Origin of the sequence: Bacillus sp. 22483 (genome assembly GCF_052044605.1) — a bacterium.
GTDB lineage: Bacteria > Bacillota > Bacilli > Bacillales > Bacillaceae > Bacillus > Bacillus altitudinis.
In genome coordinates this window covers 104092-120923 of the sequence record NZ_JBQENU010000004.1, presented here as the reverse complement: position 1 = coordinate 120923, position 16832 = coordinate 104092, and the positions used below count along the sequence as shown (strand labels likewise).

At 40.5% G+C, this 16832-nt stretch carries 15 protein-coding genes and 1 other RNA gene; 2 read left to right on the top strand and 14 right to left on the bottom strand.

The genetic code is table 11. The features are described 5' to 3' along the window. Positions 1–25: 25 nt before the first annotated feature. Positions 26–574 (bottom strand): hypothetical protein, encoded by a 549-nt coding sequence (locus ACTJJQ_RS07815; protein ID WP_156061046.1) that lies wholly within the window; start codon positions 572–574, stop codon positions 26–28. An 88-nt stretch (positions 575–662) separates the two neighbouring features. Between ACTJJQ_RS07815 and ACTJJQ_RS07810 the strand changes: the two genes are divergently transcribed. After that, positions 663–1271, top strand: a complete 609-nt coding sequence (locus tag ACTJJQ_RS07810; protein ID WP_440600096.1) for a TetR/AcrR family transcriptional regulator — start codon at positions 663–665, stop codon at positions 1269–1271. 220 nt (positions 1272–1491) lie between these two features. Here the strand turns inward: ACTJJQ_RS07810 and ACTJJQ_RS07805 are convergent, their stop codons facing one another. From ACTJJQ_RS07805 to ACTJJQ_RS07760, 10 genes are all read right to left on the bottom strand, one after another. Next, complete coding sequence (locus tag ACTJJQ_RS07805) at positions 1492–2427, bottom strand: response regulator (RefSeq protein ID WP_050826612.1); 936 nt, start codon at positions 2425–2427, stop codon at positions 1492–1494. After that, entirely contained in the window at positions 2424–3740 is a 1317-nt protein-coding gene (locus ACTJJQ_RS07800) for an ATP-binding protein (protein WP_017368058.1), read from the bottom strand. Before ACTJJQ_RS07800 ends, ACTJJQ_RS07805 begins: the two co-directional genes overlap by 4 nt. A 117-nt stretch (positions 3741–3857) precedes the next feature. Then, positions 3858–5303: an aspartate ammonia-lyase gene (gene aspA, locus ACTJJQ_RS07795; protein ID WP_007500224.1), complete on the bottom strand. Its 1446-nt coding sequence runs from the start codon at positions 5301–5303 to the stop codon at positions 3858–3860. A gap of 16 nt (positions 5304–5319) precedes the next feature. Then, complete coding sequence (locus tag ACTJJQ_RS07790; protein WP_007500222.1) at positions 5320–6597, bottom strand: cation:dicarboxylate symporter family transporter; 1278 nt, start codon at positions 6595–6597, stop codon at positions 5320–5322. 241 nt (positions 6598–6838) lie between these two features. Continuing rightward, positions 6839–7036: a hypothetical protein gene (locus tag ACTJJQ_RS07785; RefSeq protein WP_056702742.1), complete on the bottom strand. Its 198-nt coding sequence runs from the start codon at positions 7034–7036 to the stop codon at positions 6839–6841. After that, positions 7033–9468, bottom strand: coding sequence for a heavy metal translocating P-type ATPase (locus ACTJJQ_RS07780; protein ID WP_440600095.1), 2436 nt, complete (start codon positions 9466–9468; stop codon positions 7033–7035). Before ACTJJQ_RS07780 ends, ACTJJQ_RS07785 begins: the two co-directional genes overlap by 4 nt. A gap of 84 nt (positions 9469–9552) precedes the next feature. Continuing rightward, on the bottom strand, positions 9553–9759 hold the full coding sequence (gene copZ, locus ACTJJQ_RS07775; protein ID WP_017368060.1) for a copper chaperone CopZ: 207 nt from the start codon (positions 9757–9759) through the stop codon (positions 9553–9555). 82 nt (positions 9760–9841) lie between these two features. Continuing rightward, entirely contained in the window at positions 9842–10147 is a 306-nt protein-coding gene (locus ACTJJQ_RS07770; RefSeq protein ID WP_017359234.1) for a metal-sensing transcriptional repressor, read from the bottom strand. A 97-nt stretch (positions 10148–10244) separates the two neighbouring features. Beyond that, positions 10245–10700, bottom strand: a complete 456-nt coding sequence (locus ACTJJQ_RS07765) for a DUF6376 family protein (protein WP_440600094.1) — start codon at positions 10698–10700, stop codon at positions 10245–10247. A 255-nt stretch (positions 10701–10955) separates the two neighbouring features. Then, positions 10956–12554 (bottom strand): histidine kinase N-terminal 7TM domain-containing diguanylate cyclase, encoded by a 1599-nt coding sequence (locus ACTJJQ_RS07760; protein ID WP_058336929.1) that lies wholly within the window; start codon positions 12552–12554, stop codon positions 10956–10958. Between the two features lie 239 nt (positions 12555–12793). On the opposite strand from ACTJJQ_RS07760, the gene ACTJJQ_RS07755 reads away from it, so the two are divergent. Next, complete coding sequence (locus ACTJJQ_RS07755) at positions 12794–13030, top strand: hypothetical protein (RefSeq protein WP_440600093.1); 237 nt, start codon at positions 12794–12796, stop codon at positions 13028–13030. 52 nt (positions 13031–13082) lie between these two features. Here ACTJJQ_RS07755 and ACTJJQ_RS07750 read toward each other — a convergent pair whose 3' ends face one another. From ACTJJQ_RS07750 to smpB, 3 genes are all read right to left on the bottom strand, one after another. Next, complete coding sequence (locus ACTJJQ_RS07750; protein ID WP_440600092.1) at positions 13083–15356, bottom strand: CDP-glycerol glycerophosphotransferase family protein; 2274 nt, start codon at positions 15354–15356, stop codon at positions 13083–13085. Between the two features lie 430 nt (positions 15357–15786). Further along, positions 15787–16149: a transfer-messenger RNA gene (gene ssrA, locus ACTJJQ_RS07745) on the bottom strand. Between the two features lie 181 nt (positions 16150–16330). Beyond that, on the bottom strand, positions 16331–16801 hold the full coding sequence (smpB, locus tag ACTJJQ_RS07740) for an SsrA-binding protein SmpB (protein ID WP_008347658.1): 471 nt from the start codon (positions 16799–16801) through the stop codon (positions 16331–16333). Between the last annotated feature and the right edge of the window lie 31 nt (positions 16802–16832).

Sequence of the window (16832 nt, the reverse complement as noted above, 5' to 3'; positions counted from 1 at the left end):
GGAGTAAATCCGCCTATCTTTTTTGTCATCCTGCTATATTCTCCGGGTGTTTTTTCGGCCAAATGACGTAGCTGATGCTAATGACGAAATCAATGGCTAAGACCATCCCCCACACACTGACAAGCTGCATCAGAGATTCCGTTCGTTCTGGTGCTTGGATGAGATAGGTCAATCCATATAACAGCCCCGCCCCGATGACATAAGAGATGAAATGACGTATCCAGCCCACCATTTCATACAAAGACCGCTCCTTCCCGTACTTTGGTTTTCCCTTCGGCTTAGGGCCTCCTGCAAAACGATAAGCAAACTTAGCATCCGCCCATTTCACCATTTGATGTCCAAAGGCCAGACTCACTCCAATATAAACAGCCGCAAGCCCGTGAATGACGCTCGCCACAGCCCCTTGCTTTAAATCTATATAAGTAGCCGCAAGAAGGATGAGATCTAAAACCGGCGTACAGACAAGAAAGAAAGCACCCCATTTCTTCTGTTTAAACACATAACGCAGTGTTAAGCCCATAAGAATAAACAGCCAAAAACCAATTTCACATGCCACAATCAATAAACCGACCAATTTCCCCACATCCTTTTTAACACGATTGTATTAAATAAAAAATAACACAACTGTGTTAAAAAAACAATAGCTGTGCTAAAATCAAGGTATGCCAAAAATCGTCGATCACCATAAACAAAAACAAAAGGTCGCTCAAGCTGCTATGAGAGTGATTAAACAAGAGGGATTGGAAAGCGCTTCTGTACGAAAAATAGCCGTTGAAGCTGGCATTTCAGCCGGCTCTATGCGTCATTATTTTTCCACACAGCAAGAATTATTTCTATTCTCCATGAATTTAATTCAGGAAAGAGTGAAGGAGCGAATTGCTAAGCTTCCATTAAACGGTTCAACAGAGGAAAATGTATTCACATTATTGGAGCAGGTTCTTCCACTAGACGAAGAACGAATATTTGAAATGGAGGTGTGGCAGGCTTTTACAGTCAAGGCACTGACTGAACCAGATTTACAGCCGCTCAATGCAAAGATGTATGACGAGCTTTTTCAAACTGTTCAATTTTGCTTAATGAAATTGAAAGAGGATGAGCTACTGCTAGATCATGTCGATCTTTTATTAGAAACTGAGCGGCTTTATGCGGTCATCAATGGGCTTGCATTGAATGGAATCGTACAGCCCCATCGTTTACCGCCTCAGCTCATGCGCTCCGTGCTACAGATGCATCTTCAATCCATCACAAATAAAGACATGCCCTCCTTATAGAGAGCATGTCTTCAGATTGTTGACAAAGGGCTAAAATGAACTTTATTTTAGCCCTTTGTCTTCTTTTCAGCGTGATAGAAAACCTTTGCAGTCTAGGAAGGACGAGCATTGGCGTGGAACGAAGTTGACATTCGTGAGCACCGAAGCGCAGGACTGACACCGAATGCGAGGGTTTGTCTACACGTTGAGACATGCCCTCCTTATAGAAAGCATGTCTTTTTTAATCTTCCATAAAAATACGTTTCGCCTCGTAATAAAGCACCTGTACAAATTTCTTCACATTGATACGTGTGTGCTCTTCTCTTCCACTTTTCTCTTTTGTGAGTTCACTCATTTTCTTACGCACAATGGTAAAATCGAAAAATTTTGATGCATAGTTTTCAAAGGTTGGGTGAGAAAAATCGGTTAACCCGAGCGAGGCGATGTGTTTCAATGATTGGTTGATCGCACGTCTTACCCGCTGTTCCGCTGCTTTTGCTTCTCTTGCGATGTCTGCTGATGTAAAAGGTTCGTTTAATTTATCCTCTGTGATGCCAGTGAAAATTACTTTTAATGAAGGAAAAGAGTCGTGCTGATCGGCATGTAACGCTAAATACTGATCTGTGAAAAGAATCATATCTAGTAAATCCTTAGACCCTTTTTCGCCGACAATCCCAAGCTCCGCCAGCAAAAACTGACCTGCCTCTGCAAGACTTTTCCCACGCTGCTTCGTTTTCGTGGTCTGTCCGCGCTGCTGGAACTGCATGACCGATTTGAGCGAATGCTGAATATTTTCAATTGAGTGCTCTAAATGCAGACGTTCAATCATGAGGTGGAGCACACTTAAGACCTCTACCCGATTGATCGGCTTTGTCACATAATACTCGACACCGAGCGTATATGCCTGGCCGATGAGTTCCTTTGTTTCTACCTGTGACAGCATTAAATATTTCCCATGAAATTCATCCTTGATCGCTCGAATCGTCTCAAGACCGTCCCTTTCCGGCATCAGAAGATCAATACACAAGATATCAATATGCAAATCATTTAAGTAGCTCGCTGTTACTTCAGCACCATCCTCTGCTTCCCCTGCCACAATGCCAAGCTCTTCATCTTCAATGAGCTGTGCCAGTGAAGAACGAACGGCTTCATCATCATCAACAATAAAAAATCTCATCTCCCATTCCCCTCTTTTCTGCTGACTTGATCAATTGGTATCGTTAAAGTGAACATCGTTTGTTGATTTGGGATACTCTTCATTTCAACACTTCCGCCAAGCTTCTCGGCTGTGTCTTTCACATAGGAAAGACCGATGCCGCTTGATGGGTTCCCGGCTTGGTCGTATTTTAAAGTGAAGCCCGGTTTAAAGATCACATGATGGTTACGCTCTTTAATGCCTGGACCGTTGTCACTGATTTGAAAAATTACATCATTCTCTTTCCGCGAAATGGATAGTGATACCTCTCCATTTACTGGAATCGCTTCAACGGCATTGGATACAATGTTATTTAATAAAGATAGAATGGTATACACATGATAAGCAGGGTGCTGTCCTTCTTCATCATAATGAAAAACGATGTGTTTTTTAAGAGATTCCGCGTAATTTTCATGGATACGAATCACAAGTCCAGCGATATGAGCAGGACTTGCATACTCCTGAAAGTTTTCCTCATGAATCAGTTTTGATAAGGCAGAAAAAATCCGCTGATTATCCTTTTTGATTTCGTGTACCTCACCTGCAATTTGCAGGGCTGTTTTTCCGAGTTTTTTCAAATCTAATGATTCCGTATCCTTTGCATGATGCAGAGATTGATACAATTGATATGAAGTAGCTGTAATGTGCTCAGCATGTGCAAGGGTTTTATAAAAATATGTAGATTCCGTATAAAGATTCGACAGCAGCATCAACAGGTGTTCCTTTTCCTTCTTCATTTGGCGCTCTCTCGCCTGTTCTTCGTATAATCGAATCATCGTATAACAAGCCAATACGAAAAAGCTTCTGAAAATCGCCAATACAAATAGTTGAAACAGCGTTCTCACTGTTAAAATTTCATCAATGGCTCCCCTGAGTGCAATCATTTCGACTACACTTGCACATAGTTCCATGATAATCCCTGTCGCCCCAATGAGCCAAGGCTTATCACGGAAACGTCTGACCTGTAATACATAAAAAAGCGTACCATAGACGACGTAATACAGCAGGGAAGGAAATCTTAAAGAAACGGCCTCTTCCAGCGCTAAGTGGCCTGACACAGCGGTATCAAGAAGCACCCGGAATGCAAACACTGATCCCCCCGCAATGATGCCGCTTGCCCATGCCGGGAATTTTTTCATTTGAAGCAGGATAAAGAAAAAGACAACGGTTCCAAAGCTGACCCGAAAGCTATCCTCAAATGGATAAAATTTCAGCTCTCCCCCAATCGGAGTCAGAACAATGAGCATGATAATTAAATAAGGCTCTGTATTCAACCATTTTTTCAGTAGATTCAAACGCAGTCACATCCCTAATAATTGACGATAGTATACTATGTGAGCTTCAGAAAAACAAACAGTCCATGAAAAAACGCACACCGGACATTTGTCGGTGTGCGCTTCTCATGATGCCGCTTAATCTTCTAAACGATCCTTTTCTAAAAGTGATGCGCCAGCAATACCTGGTTTCGTCATTTCAAAAGGATTTAAGATGATATCAAGCTCTTCCTCTGATAACACATCATTTTGCAGACAAAGCTCACGTACAGATACGCCTGTAAGTATCGCTTCTCTCGCAATTCGTGCAGCAGCTTCATAACCAATATGCGGATTGACCGCCGTCATGACACCAGCACTCTTTTCTACATATTCTTTTAATCTCGATTCATCTGCTTTTAGGTCACGCAAGCAGTTATCGACAAAGGATTCAAATACATTTTTCATCATGCTGAGAGACTGTAGTAAGTTGAATATTAAAACTGGCTCCATGACGTTCAGTTCAAGCTGACCAGCCTCTGATGCAAGACAGATCGTGTGGTCATTTCCAATGACTTGGAATGCCACTTGGTTCATGACCTCAGGCATCACTGGGTTAACTTTCCCTGGCATGATAGATGAACCTGGCTGTCTCGGTGGCAAGTGCAGCTCACCAAATCCTGCTCTTGGACCTGAAGCCATCAAACGAATATCGTTTGCCATTTTGGACATATTCATCATACATACTTTCAGTGCAGCTGATACTTCTGTATAAGCATCTGTATTTTGCGTAGCATCGACCAAATCTTCTGCTCCAACTAACGGCAATCCGCTAATGTCAGCTAGATAACCAACGACCTGGCGAATATATTTAGGATCAGCATTCAGTCCTGTTCCAACTGCAGTTGCGCCCATATTGACTTCATATAAATGCTGTCTAGACTGCTTGATTCGTTTAATATCACGAGCAAGAACCTTTGCATATGCACTAAACTCTTGACCAAGTCTGATTGGAACAGCGTCCTGAAGATGCGTACGTCCCATTTTGATGACATGATCGAATTCTTGCGCTTTTTCTGTCATGACTTGATGCATGTTTTCCATCGTATAAAGTAGTTTTTCAATCATATTCAATGTTGAAATATGAATCGCTGTTGGGAAAACGTCGTTTGTTGACTGCGACATGTTCACATGCGTGTTTGGACTTAGCTCAGTATAAGCGCCTTTTTCCTTTCCTAGTAGTTCAAGCGCTCTGTTTGCAATGACTTCATTGGCATTCATATTCATTGAAGTGCCAGCCCCGCCTTGAATTGGATCGACAATAAATTGATTGTTCCATTTTCCTTCAATAACCTCATCTGCTGCTTGAACAATTTTTTCTCCAAGACCAGCATATAGTCGCTTTGTATCCATATTTGCAAGTGCGGCTGCCTTTTTGACAATCCCTAATGCTTTGATGAGTTCCTCATGAACATGGTAGCCAGTAATTGGAAAGTTCTCTACTGCACGTAATGTTTGAATTCCATAATACGCTTGAGTGTCTACTTCCTTTTCACCTAGAAAGTCTCGTTCGATTCGAACTTGCTTGTCCTGTAGCTTCGTCATTTGAAAAGATCTCCTTTTACGCTGCTTTTGTTTGTTGTTTTAATTCCTCAATATACTTCTTCGATTTCTCTTGATCAAACACTTTTTCCCACTTAGACATGACAATGGCTGCAAGTGAGTTACCAAATACGTTAACAGTTGTACGAACCATGTCAAGGATACGGTCGATCCCAACGATGAAGGCAAGTCCTTCAAGTGGAAGTCCCATTGCTCCAAGTGTTGTGATGACAACAACGATCGATGCACCTGGTACACCAGCCATTCCTTTTGATGTGAGCATTAAGATTAATAGTAACGTAATTTGCTCATAGATGGAAAGAGGCATGCCGTACATTTGTGCAACAAATATGGCGGCAATGGATTGATAGATGGCACTTCCATCTAAGTTAAAGGTATAGCCTGTTGGGATAACGAACGACGTGATCGCTTTCGGGCAGCCGAACTTCTCCATTTTATCCATTAGTCTAGGCAGTACAGCTTCTGAACTTGCTGTTGAGAATGCAAGAATGATTTCTTCTTTTAACACTCTAAATAGTGTAAAGACGCTTGTTCCAGCTAATTTTGCGATAATGCCAAGTACGACAATAACGAAGAATGCCATTGTGCCGTAAACGACAAGTACCAGTTTACCTAGCGGGAGAAGCGCTCCGACCCCGAATTTGATCACCGTCACACTGATGAGCGCGAATACACCAAATGGTGCAAACTTCATCACTTTATTGGTCACCCAGAACATCGCTTCGAGGATGCCCTCAAAAAATCCCAACACTGGTTTTCCTTTGTCTCCAACTGCTGCAATTCCTAATCCGAATAACACTGTAAAGAAGATTGTTGGTAATAGATCACCTTCTGCAATGGATTGGAACACGTTTGTTGGCACAAGATGCACAATCGTTTCAGAGAAACTAGCTTTTTCGGCAGAAGACTTAGATGTCTCTTCATATTTAGAGATATCGCCTTTCTCCATGTTGCTCATATCAATTCCTGTACCAGGATGGAAAACGTTTGCTGCAAGCAGTCCAACTGCTAATGCAATCGTTGTCACAATTTCGAAGTAAAGAATCGTTTTCCCACCGAGTCTTCCGATGGTTTTCATATCGCCTACACCTGCAACGGCTACAATCAATGCAGCAATAACAATTGGAAGAACGATCATTTTAATTAAGTGGATGAATATATCGCCAATCGGCGTTAACACATTAATAACGGTTTCATTTTGATAAAATAGTGCTCCTACGACAACACCCAAAACAAGTGCGATGAGTATTTGAGAAGCTAACCCTAACTTTTTCATACGTGGACCCCCTTTTTTTGATAACGCTTTCTTTGTTGCCTAATCGCATCTTAACGATGAACCTACAAAAAACGACAAAAAGGAACAAAAAGAAGTGAATTTTTTATGAAAAATCTTTTAAAAGGTGGGTTTTTCCACAAAATTGTTAAAAAAAGACTTCGCTTTTGGCGAAGTCTCAGGTTGTTGAGAAGAGCTAAAATGAACTTTATGTTAGCTCTTTGTGACAGAAATCCATTGAAGTCTAGAAAGGACGAGCACCAAAGCGCAGGACTGACACCGAATGCGAGGACTTCGCTTCTGATGAAGTCTCATGTTGCATATGATCAGCTGGCGGCTCTTGAAGAGGAGAAAGTTCGACATAAATCGCATAGCCTATCAGTACAAAGGCTACATAAATCACAGCACTCAACGTCCACACCCATTTGACATTCAGCTTCATTTTGCCACACCCTCTCTGACAGGTTTCAATCGCTGTAATCTTAGTGCGTTCAGCACAACCGATACAGAACTAAAGGCCATTGCCGCTCCTGCAAGCCATGGTGCCAGGAACCCAAATGCGGCGACTGGTATGCCAATACAATTGTAAGCAAGTGCCCAAAATAGATTCTGTTTAATGTTTCTCATCGTTTTTCTGCTAAATTCAAGTGCATCTGCAATGGCATGGAGATCTCCTGTCATGAGCGTAATATCTGCCGCTTCCATGGCAACATCTGTACCTGTTCCGACAGCCATCCCGATATTTGCTGTTGCAAGGGCAGGGGCATCATTGATGCCGTCTCCAACCATCGCCACTTTTTTTCCTTGTTTCTGAAGCGCTGCAATATGAGCCGCTTTTTCCTCGGGAAGAACTTCAGCAATGACATGATCTATGCCTGCCTCACTCGCAATCGCTTCTGCTGTGCGTTTGTTATCTCCTGTCATCATCACGACGTGAATCCCTTGCTCTTTGAGACGAGCGACCGCTTGAGAAGAAGACGATTTGATTGTATCAGCAACGGCGACAATACCTGCTGGCTCGCTGTCAATGGCAATGAGCATCGCCGTTTTTCCTTGTTCTTCAAGCTCAGTCACAACTGCTTCTAGTGCTTCGCAGCTGATATGATGTTTCTTTAGGAGCTTCCGTGTGCCAATCAAAAGCTCATGTCCTGCAGCTCTTGCTTCAATTCCATGACCAGGATCTGCTTGAAAGGCTTCTACCTCGACCGCTTGGAGACCCCGATTCTTCATGCCTTCTGTAATCGCTCTGGCAAGTGGATGCTCTGACTGCTGTTCTGCCGATCCTGCTAACTGAAGCAGCGTATCTTCTGTCCAATTGGCAGACGCGATCACATCTGTAAGACTCGGCTCCCCTTTTGTCACAGTCCCTGTTTTATCTAGCACTACTGTATCTAGTGATTGGGTTACCTCTAAGTGTTCTCCGCCTTTAAACAAAATCCCTGATTCAGCTGCCCGGCCGCTGCCTGCCATAATAGAGGTCGGTGTAGCAAGGCCAAGCGCACAAGGACATGCGATGACGATGACTGCTATAAAGGTTTCAAGGGATGCTGTCACATTTCCTGGATCAACAAAGATATACCAAATCAGAAAAGTGAGCACAGCCAATCCTACAACAATGGGGACAAATATCCCTGAAATTTGATCTGCCATTCTTTGAATTGGTGCTTTTGAGCCTTGCGCTTGTTCGACGACTCGAATGATTTGTGAAAGAGCCGTTTCTTTTCCTACTTTTGTTGCTTTCACTTTCACAAATCCATTTTTATTGATGGTTGCCCCGATGACTGTATCTCCTGTGGTTTTATCAACCGGCAGACTTTCTCCTGTAATCATCGATTCGTCGATCGCTGTTGTTCCTTCGATGATTTCTCCGTCTATCGGGACTTTTTCACCCGGCTTGACGAACACAAGATCATTCACTTTCACTTCAGAAATAGGAACGGTCATTTCTTTCCCATCTCGCTCTATCACAGCTTCTTTCGCTTGTAAGCCCATCAGTTTTTGAATCGCTTCTGATGATCTCCCTTTCGCTCTTGCTTCCATTAACTTTCCGAGCACAATCAACGTAATCAGCACAGCACTCGTTTCATAATAGAGGGCCGCTTCATGTGTGCCTTGAACCGCTGACTGAATACTTTCATATAAACTATAGAAAAAAGCAGCCGATGTCCCTAGTGCCACAAGGACATCCATATTGGCACTTTTATTTTTCAACGCTTTATAAGCACCTACATAAAAAGGCCAGCCGACAATGAACTGGACGGGCGCTGCTAATGCGAGCTGAACCCATGGATTCATAAACGCTTGTGGCAACCAAATAAACGATGTGAAAGAAAAATGACTGACCATTGCCCAAAGAAGAGGCAATGACAAAATCATCGAGAACAAAAAGCGTGCCGTTTGTTTCTCAATCGCTACTTGGCGATGGTCTTTTTTCCCTTCCTCTGCATGCTCCTCGGCTGGTTCAATTAATGAATACCCAATGGATTTCACAGCCTCTTTTATGTCACTTGGAGATATTTTCCCTGGATGATATGTCACCTGAAGTGACTCAAGCGCAAAGTTCACTGATCCTTTATCAATACCATCCATCCGGTTGACTTTTTTCTCAATTCGGTTTGCACAAGCCGCACATGTCATTCCCTCTATATCAAATTCTGCTTGCTCCACCACCACATCATAGCCAAGAGATTGAATTTTTTGTTTTAGATCCTCTGTTGTGAGTTGTTCTGTTTCATACACAATGTGGGATGTTTCAAGTGCAAAGTTCACACTGGCGTCGTCCACACCTTCCAACCTGTTCAAGCCCTTTTCAATGCGGCCTGCACAGGCGGCGCAAGTCATTCCCGTAATTTGAAAATCAATTTCTTTTTTCATTTATCTCACCTCTCCACATACTCCATGGGGGTATTGTTATTTTTAAAAAAATACGTGCTGTCTTATGCAGCACGTATGCTCATTTTATACGACATCATATCCCTGTTCTTCAATGACATCAGAGATCTGGTGTAACGTGATTTGATCTGGGTGAAAGGAAACCTCCACCTGACCCTTATCTAAATGGACTTTCACAGATTCAACACCTGCTAATTCTCCTACATTTCCTTCGACTGCTTTCACACAATGTCCGCAAGACATGCCTTGCACTTGTAGTGTTGCTTGTTCCACTTCTCATCGCCTCCATCAATCATTTTATATTTTTACTATACCCTAGTAGGGTATCATTGTAAACATAAATGATCCGCTTTTGCTACGATTTTGTCAGCTTCGTGAAGACATTCATTAACTCCTCAATGGCTTCATCCCCATTACCGCTCTTAATGGCATCCGCTACGCAGTGATGTGTATGCTTTTCCATTAATTGAAGACTCACTTTTTTTAAAGCTGCATTGACAGCAGAAATTTGATTCACGACATCTATGCAGTAACGATCGTTTTCAATCATTTGCTGAATCCCTCGCACTTGGCCTTCCACTCGTTTTAAGCGATTGATTAATTGCTCTTTTTCCTTCTCAGCTCTAGGCGAAGCGATATGTCTTTCTTCATGTTCTGTCATCTGATCACCTTTTTTCTATCATACTTGTGTTACATTCAATTAAAGCATATCTTCACCTGAAAAGGCAAAGATATGCTGTGATCACCGTTTGCTTATCCTAGTTTGTTAGTTGTTCAATATCTTGCAAAAGGCTGACCGATTGCTGAAGCTGCTTCATGAGGCCTTGCTGATCCTCTAAAATAGCTGCAGCATCGAAGTTGTCCATTTTCAATTGCTGTAAATAGGTTTGAATCTCCTCTGACAGCACTTTATTTTTCTCCATGATTTGTGCATGCAGGTCTTCTGCTATTGATGGGGCTGTGAGTTCATTAAATTCTTGAATGTCTGCTTTCAATGATTCAAGTTGCTGCGTCAAATCTGCTCTTTTGGCAGCATCTTGTACAGCTTCTTCCGCAAGCTGTGGAAAATCCTCTGTGAATTGCTGAATATCCGTCACATACTCATTTGCCTCTGTGACATATGTCGTTGTATCGTTTACTTGGTCTAACAGTCCTGAACATCCACTTAACAAAAACGTACCGGTTAATAGAAACGCCATCACATATTGTTTCAAGATCCATCATCCTTTCATCTGCTATGTTGAAACCCCTCATTTGTCCAGCTTCCAACCACACAGATGCAAAAAGACCTTAAAAAAAGCCAGATCTTTGCCTCATGTGTGATAGGCAAAGGTCTGGCTAACATGTTCATGCCGGAATGGCCGAGAAACAAAGGATGTTTCTGTAATGACGACCAAACCGTAAAAGCTACTCCCCTTTAGGAAACCGTTCAAATGTTATGTTTATCATATCTAAATGAAGGACAACAGTCAATGAGAAGCAGGCGGAAGATCCTGCTTTTGGTACAGCATATAGTCCGAACCAGTTGATGCATAAATCCGATTACGTCCTTGGCGTTTTGACATATACAAGGCTTGATCTGCCTCAAATAGAAGCGTTTCTAATATAGAGGGATCATTCGCTGTATGGGCGACGCCAAAGCTTGCTGTCACTCTTACTTTTTTCTCATCTGTCTGAAAGAAACTCACTTCAAATGAATGTCTCATCTGTTCCGCAATATGACATGCCTCTTCAAATGAATGATGCGGCAGACAAATGGCGAACTCTTCTCCACCATATCGGCCAAATAAATCATCCATCTTCAAATGCTGCTGACAAATGGACACAACATGACGCAACGCCTCGTCTCCAATATGATGTCCATGCGTATCATTGATTTGTTTAAAGAAATCAATATCAAATAGCAATATCGCAGTATCCTGCGCATCCTCTTCCAATAACATCTGCGTTCGTTCAATAAAGGAAGACCGATTGAAGATATTCGTCAAACCATCAATATATGCTCGGCGCTCCAGCTCTTCCTGCAATAGTCGCTGCTCCGTAACATCGCTGATCACAATTTGCCTGCCCTCGACTTCGCCTCTTCTATTAAAAAGAGAAGAAGCAGTGAGATGATAATAGAAGGGCTGCTCTTTTTCCCACATTAAATCATACTGTGAATGATCCTGCGGAGAACGCAGCCACTGTATAAACGCTGGCTCTTTGATGATCCCTGAGAATATATCATCGATTTTATAGCCGATTCCCTTTTTAGCGAGCACAGGAATGATCAATGCAGCCGCAGGGTTATAATCAATCAGTGTTCGGTATCGATCCAATAGAAGAACACCTTCTGACATATGTTCAAACACACGCTCCATCGCAATGGGAGAGAGCTTAAAGAGATGAAAAGACATAATCGCCCATAAGTAGAGTGCGTTGGTTAAAAACATCACCACTGGTACTGGGTCAATGTGAAAAGGCGTGACACCTAATAAATAGATAAAAGAGGTCGTGATCGGCAATAATATTCCAACGAGCAAGATCAGAACCTGTTTCAAATATTCTTTCTTCACACGTAAAAACCAAAGCAGCATAAAAATAGCGAGCATAGAACAGCCAAATGTATAGACCCCATGAATGATATACCAATAACCAATGGTAAAATCAGCTAATAAAAACCCGTCTACTGTATTCATCGTGATGCTTCGGTAAAAGAGTGAATGAAAAGAGTTGGTGAACACCAGAATGGTGGTTAAAATTGGAATCAGTAAGAAGAGAAGCACGCGGCGCTTTGTTACATATTGATGGAAACCAGTAAACTGCAGCACAATCATCAGGCTGAACGGTGCAATAAACGGAAGACCTATGTATTGAAAACTAACCCAGAATGTAATTTCTTGAGGGGTGCGCGCCAATAATTCAAATGTATGTCCAAAAATATAAATCGCAGTTGCTCCAGACATATACATAAACAATTGACAGCCAATATACCGATGGCGATTTGCATGAGCAATGATTGATAATATTACGGACAGAATGCCAGAAACACTCATGATCACAATAAAATGTAAAACAATCGAATCCATGTAAACGCCCCAATTTCAGTTATTTAGAACTAGTCTAATCTTACTATATATGAGGACGTCTCAAATGGGAAGATGTGATTTTGATTTGGTTGGCGGTTTTTTGGAAAGCGTTCGTCATTTTACTAGTCGTGGCGCCCCATCTATTCATTACTTCTTACTTAATTTAAGGATAAAGCATATTGTTGCAAGTGAAATATCTGTACAATGTGGAGATGAATGAAAAGGAGGCTTGATAGGAGATGACTTTTTTGATCATCATGGCAGGTTTGTTTATGCTGATTCTTTTAGAGAAGCCATTTCAAAAGAAACGATCTGGGCTGTTATTTTTGATGAGTTATTTGCTGCTGCTTGCGGTTTATGTGATTCAGACAACATTTGTGGAGATCATGTCGGATGAGCTTTTGATGATGATGGCGTTGATTGTGGTTTGTCCTTTGTTTGTTCGAATGATCCAGTCTTTTCAGAAGAACGCTTGACTTAGTAATAGAAAAAACCTCTACTTGTCCCATCGCAAGTAGAGGTTTAACTTTAATGATTACGAGTAAATACTTCCTTCACCACTCGTTCACTTGCTTTTCCATCTTCTAGTGAACAGAATCTTTCATGGAATACATCGTATTTTTCCTTGTAAGCATCTTTTACGCTTTCAATGTTCTGAATGCTATGAAGCACTTCTTCAGACGTATACAATAACGGACCTGGCAGATCTTTTTCGACATCAATATAAAAACCTCTCAGCACATCTTTGTATTTATCAATATCATACGTAAAGAAAAGAATCGGCTGCCTTAGGTTTGCAAAATCAAAGAATACAGACGAGTAATCCGTGATAAGGATGTCACTTGAAATATATAAATCATTGATATCATTATATTTAGAATAGTCAAAGGCAAACCCTTCAAACCCTGTTAAATCAATATTATCTGAAATGAAATAATGCATTCGTAAAATGATGACATATTCTTCGCCTAACTTTTCTTTTAACAAATTTAAATCTAAAGTGAGATTAAATTTGTATTGCCCCGCTTTATGAAATTCATCATCTCTCCATGTTGGAGCATATAAAATGACTTTTTTATCAGCAGGTATACCAAGCTTCGATTTAATCTTCACTTTATCTGCATCTGTAAAGTTTTTCAGAATATCATTTCTTGGATAGCCATATGTTAATATTTTTTCTTTCGGATACATAAATGCACTTTCGAAGATTTTTTCAGAATATGGGTTTGCTGCAATTAGGTAATCCCATTTTCGAGATTGTAAATAAAATTCTTTTTTGTAATCTGGATTTGCAGATACTACATTATCCATATCAAATACTAATTTCTTAAGTGGTGTACCATGCCATGTAGATAAGATAATTTGTTCATCTTTTTTATAAAGTGACTTGGGCTGTCTCATGTTTAAAACAAAATATTTTGCCACTGTGACATAGTAAAAATAGCTCCAGCTAAATCGCTTAATTACTTTAACGTTCTTGTGCTGAAATTCTTCTTCATTTGCCACCATTTCTTTATCATTCAGAATCCAAACATGCTTCCATTGATTTGGCTCATGCTCAAGAAGATATTTAAATATCGCCTTAGGGCTATCCGAATAGTTTCTTCCTAAAAAGCTTTCATAGACAATGGTGTTAGGTTTAATAGGTAATCTTGAGAAGAATAATTGTTGAACGATTCTTTGTCTCGCTCTCTTCTTTTTCGGTTTTATGCCCTGATACAGATTATAATAGAGAACTCTCTTTTTACTCAGACGATATGCCTTATGATAATTCCCGACCTTAATTGCATTAATTTCTTTTGAATGTCTTTTCTTCAATTTGATTGGATTTGACTCTGCATTCAAAATGGTTTGACAGGACTGATAAATAGGCGTTAAACGTTGAATGCCCTCTTTAAACAATGGGCTTTTTACAACCTTATATAAATATTGGCTGATCGCTTCAAGCTTCACTTGTTTCACTAAAGCCAAATCGTCACATTGTTCGATTGATTTGCTTAATGTTCGGAACATTTCTTCAAATCGATGATCCTGTTCTTCCTGGGAAAGTGAAGGGAAATTGATAGGATCATTATGGATCAGCTTATAGTATAGACAAATTGATGTTTCCAAAATAGAGAATGCATCTTGATAAATTTTCATTAAGAACGGAATATCACTATACAATGGTGCGCTTTCATCAAACTGTATTTGATTGTTCAACAAATATTTCTTTTGAACAACGAACCCATGTGATTTTAATTGATAAGAAATCTTCTTAAAGAACTTTTCTTTTGCAATTTCATGATAATGAGCTGATACAACATTCTCCTCAAAAAGCATCTGCATGACTTCGTTTTCATTTGCATCCACATTTAATTTTTTCAAAACATGACTTAAGTTATCCAACGTATCATGCTGATACAAAGCCTGCTTCTTTTCCTTTAATGTTGTGTTTCTGTCTACAATTGTCTTTTTCACTTTCAGCTTAAAAACATTCAATTGTTCTTGATCAATGATTTGCTTCGCATATATCAGCGCATTGGGATGTAAGAAATCATCAGCATCTAAAAATAAGATGTACTCTCCTTGAGCTTCTTCTATGCCTTTATTTCTACTAATGCCTGCATTTGTATGAGGTCCCATATTGATTGTTCTATAATTAAAAGTATAAGGCGCTAAAATTTCTTCTAGGTGTTGACTATCTTGATGGACCAAAAGTACTTCGAAATCTTTAAAAATTTGATCATCTAAACTTTTCATGCAGTTATCAGTATACTTTTTATTGGTATCCTTATAAGGAATAACAATAGTAAATAACATAAGATCCCTCTTCCAAATTTTATATAAACAACAATGTTTGATCTTTTCATCACTTAATATGATTTAAAAAACAATAAATATTATAACAAAAACGTGTTTTTATTCAAAAAAAAGATTCGTCTAAAAAGACGACTCACTAGAAATTCGTTTATCCAAAATGTTTTCATCTATACTTCTATGATACAACAATTTATCATACTTAACATAAAAAAACCACTGTTCTAGCCGACTTGAAATAAAAATAATAAGAACGTATTTTGTCTGTATGATAACATCCAGTTTTGTTTAAAATTCAGATTGTTTAAGTTTCTAATAGCAAAGAAAAATGACGCTGTGATAGCGTCATTTCATATAACCATTCATTTTTTAAAGATGCCAGACCCGCACCAAGGGCTTTCAAACCCTTGATACGACTGCATTCTAAAAGTTTTGATGGAGACGGTGGGAGTCGAACCCACGTCCAGAGACATCGATTACTTAAGCGTCTACGAGCGTAGTCAACATATTTCGTGTTCACTCATCCTCATGCCTGCTGACGGGCGCTTGGAGAGCTAGTCTGATGGATCTCTTCTTACGTCCTCAGACGAAAACGTAAGCGTAGCCTACTTCATTGGGCTCCTCACAGACACATAGGCGATGTCAGGAAGAGCTCGCTGCGCTTATTAGGCAGCTAGTGCTAAGTTTTGGTTAAAACTTTTAGTTTTGCCAGTTACATTTAGGTGCGTGTTAACGAGATCGCCTCTCGGCTCGCAGCCTAAGCTCGAACCATCCCTGTCGAATCCGTAACGTCCCCTTGTAAAAGGGATATACGGGATGGAAACGTTCTTTAGCTTAACTGCTTCCGTATATGACTATTATAACAATCTCATCGCTCGAAACAACTGGTGGTTTCTGTAAAAAGACGACAATGATTGTTTACTGCATAACATATTGTAGCATAATGCTTCCGCTCTCAGCAAGCCATCTGCATGCGTCTAGAATTGCTTTTGCCGGTCACGGAAAGCACGCTCGATTTCACGTTTCGCATCTTTTTTCTTCAGATCTTCACGTTTATCATATTTTTTCTTCCCTTTACCGACTCCAATTAGCACTTTGGCAAAGCCATTTTTCAAATAGAGTTTAATGGGAACAAGTGAATAGCCCTCTTCCTTTGTCGCACCAATCAATTTACTGATTTGTTTGCGGTGAAGTAGCAGCTTTCTCGTTCTGAGCGGATCATGGTTATAACGGTTCCCCTGCTCGTATGGGCTTACGTGCATATTGTGAAGAAACACTTCTCCTCGTTCGATTTTGGCAAAGGAATCTTTTAAATTCACTTTTCCTGCTCGAATGGATTTGATTTCAGTTCCTTGTAATACAAGGCCGGCTTCGTATGTTTCTTCTATAAAATAATCATGATTGGCTTTTTTGTTTTGGGAAACAACCTTTCCCTCTCCCTTTGGCATTGGCGTACACCCTCCTTTTGACACAGACACG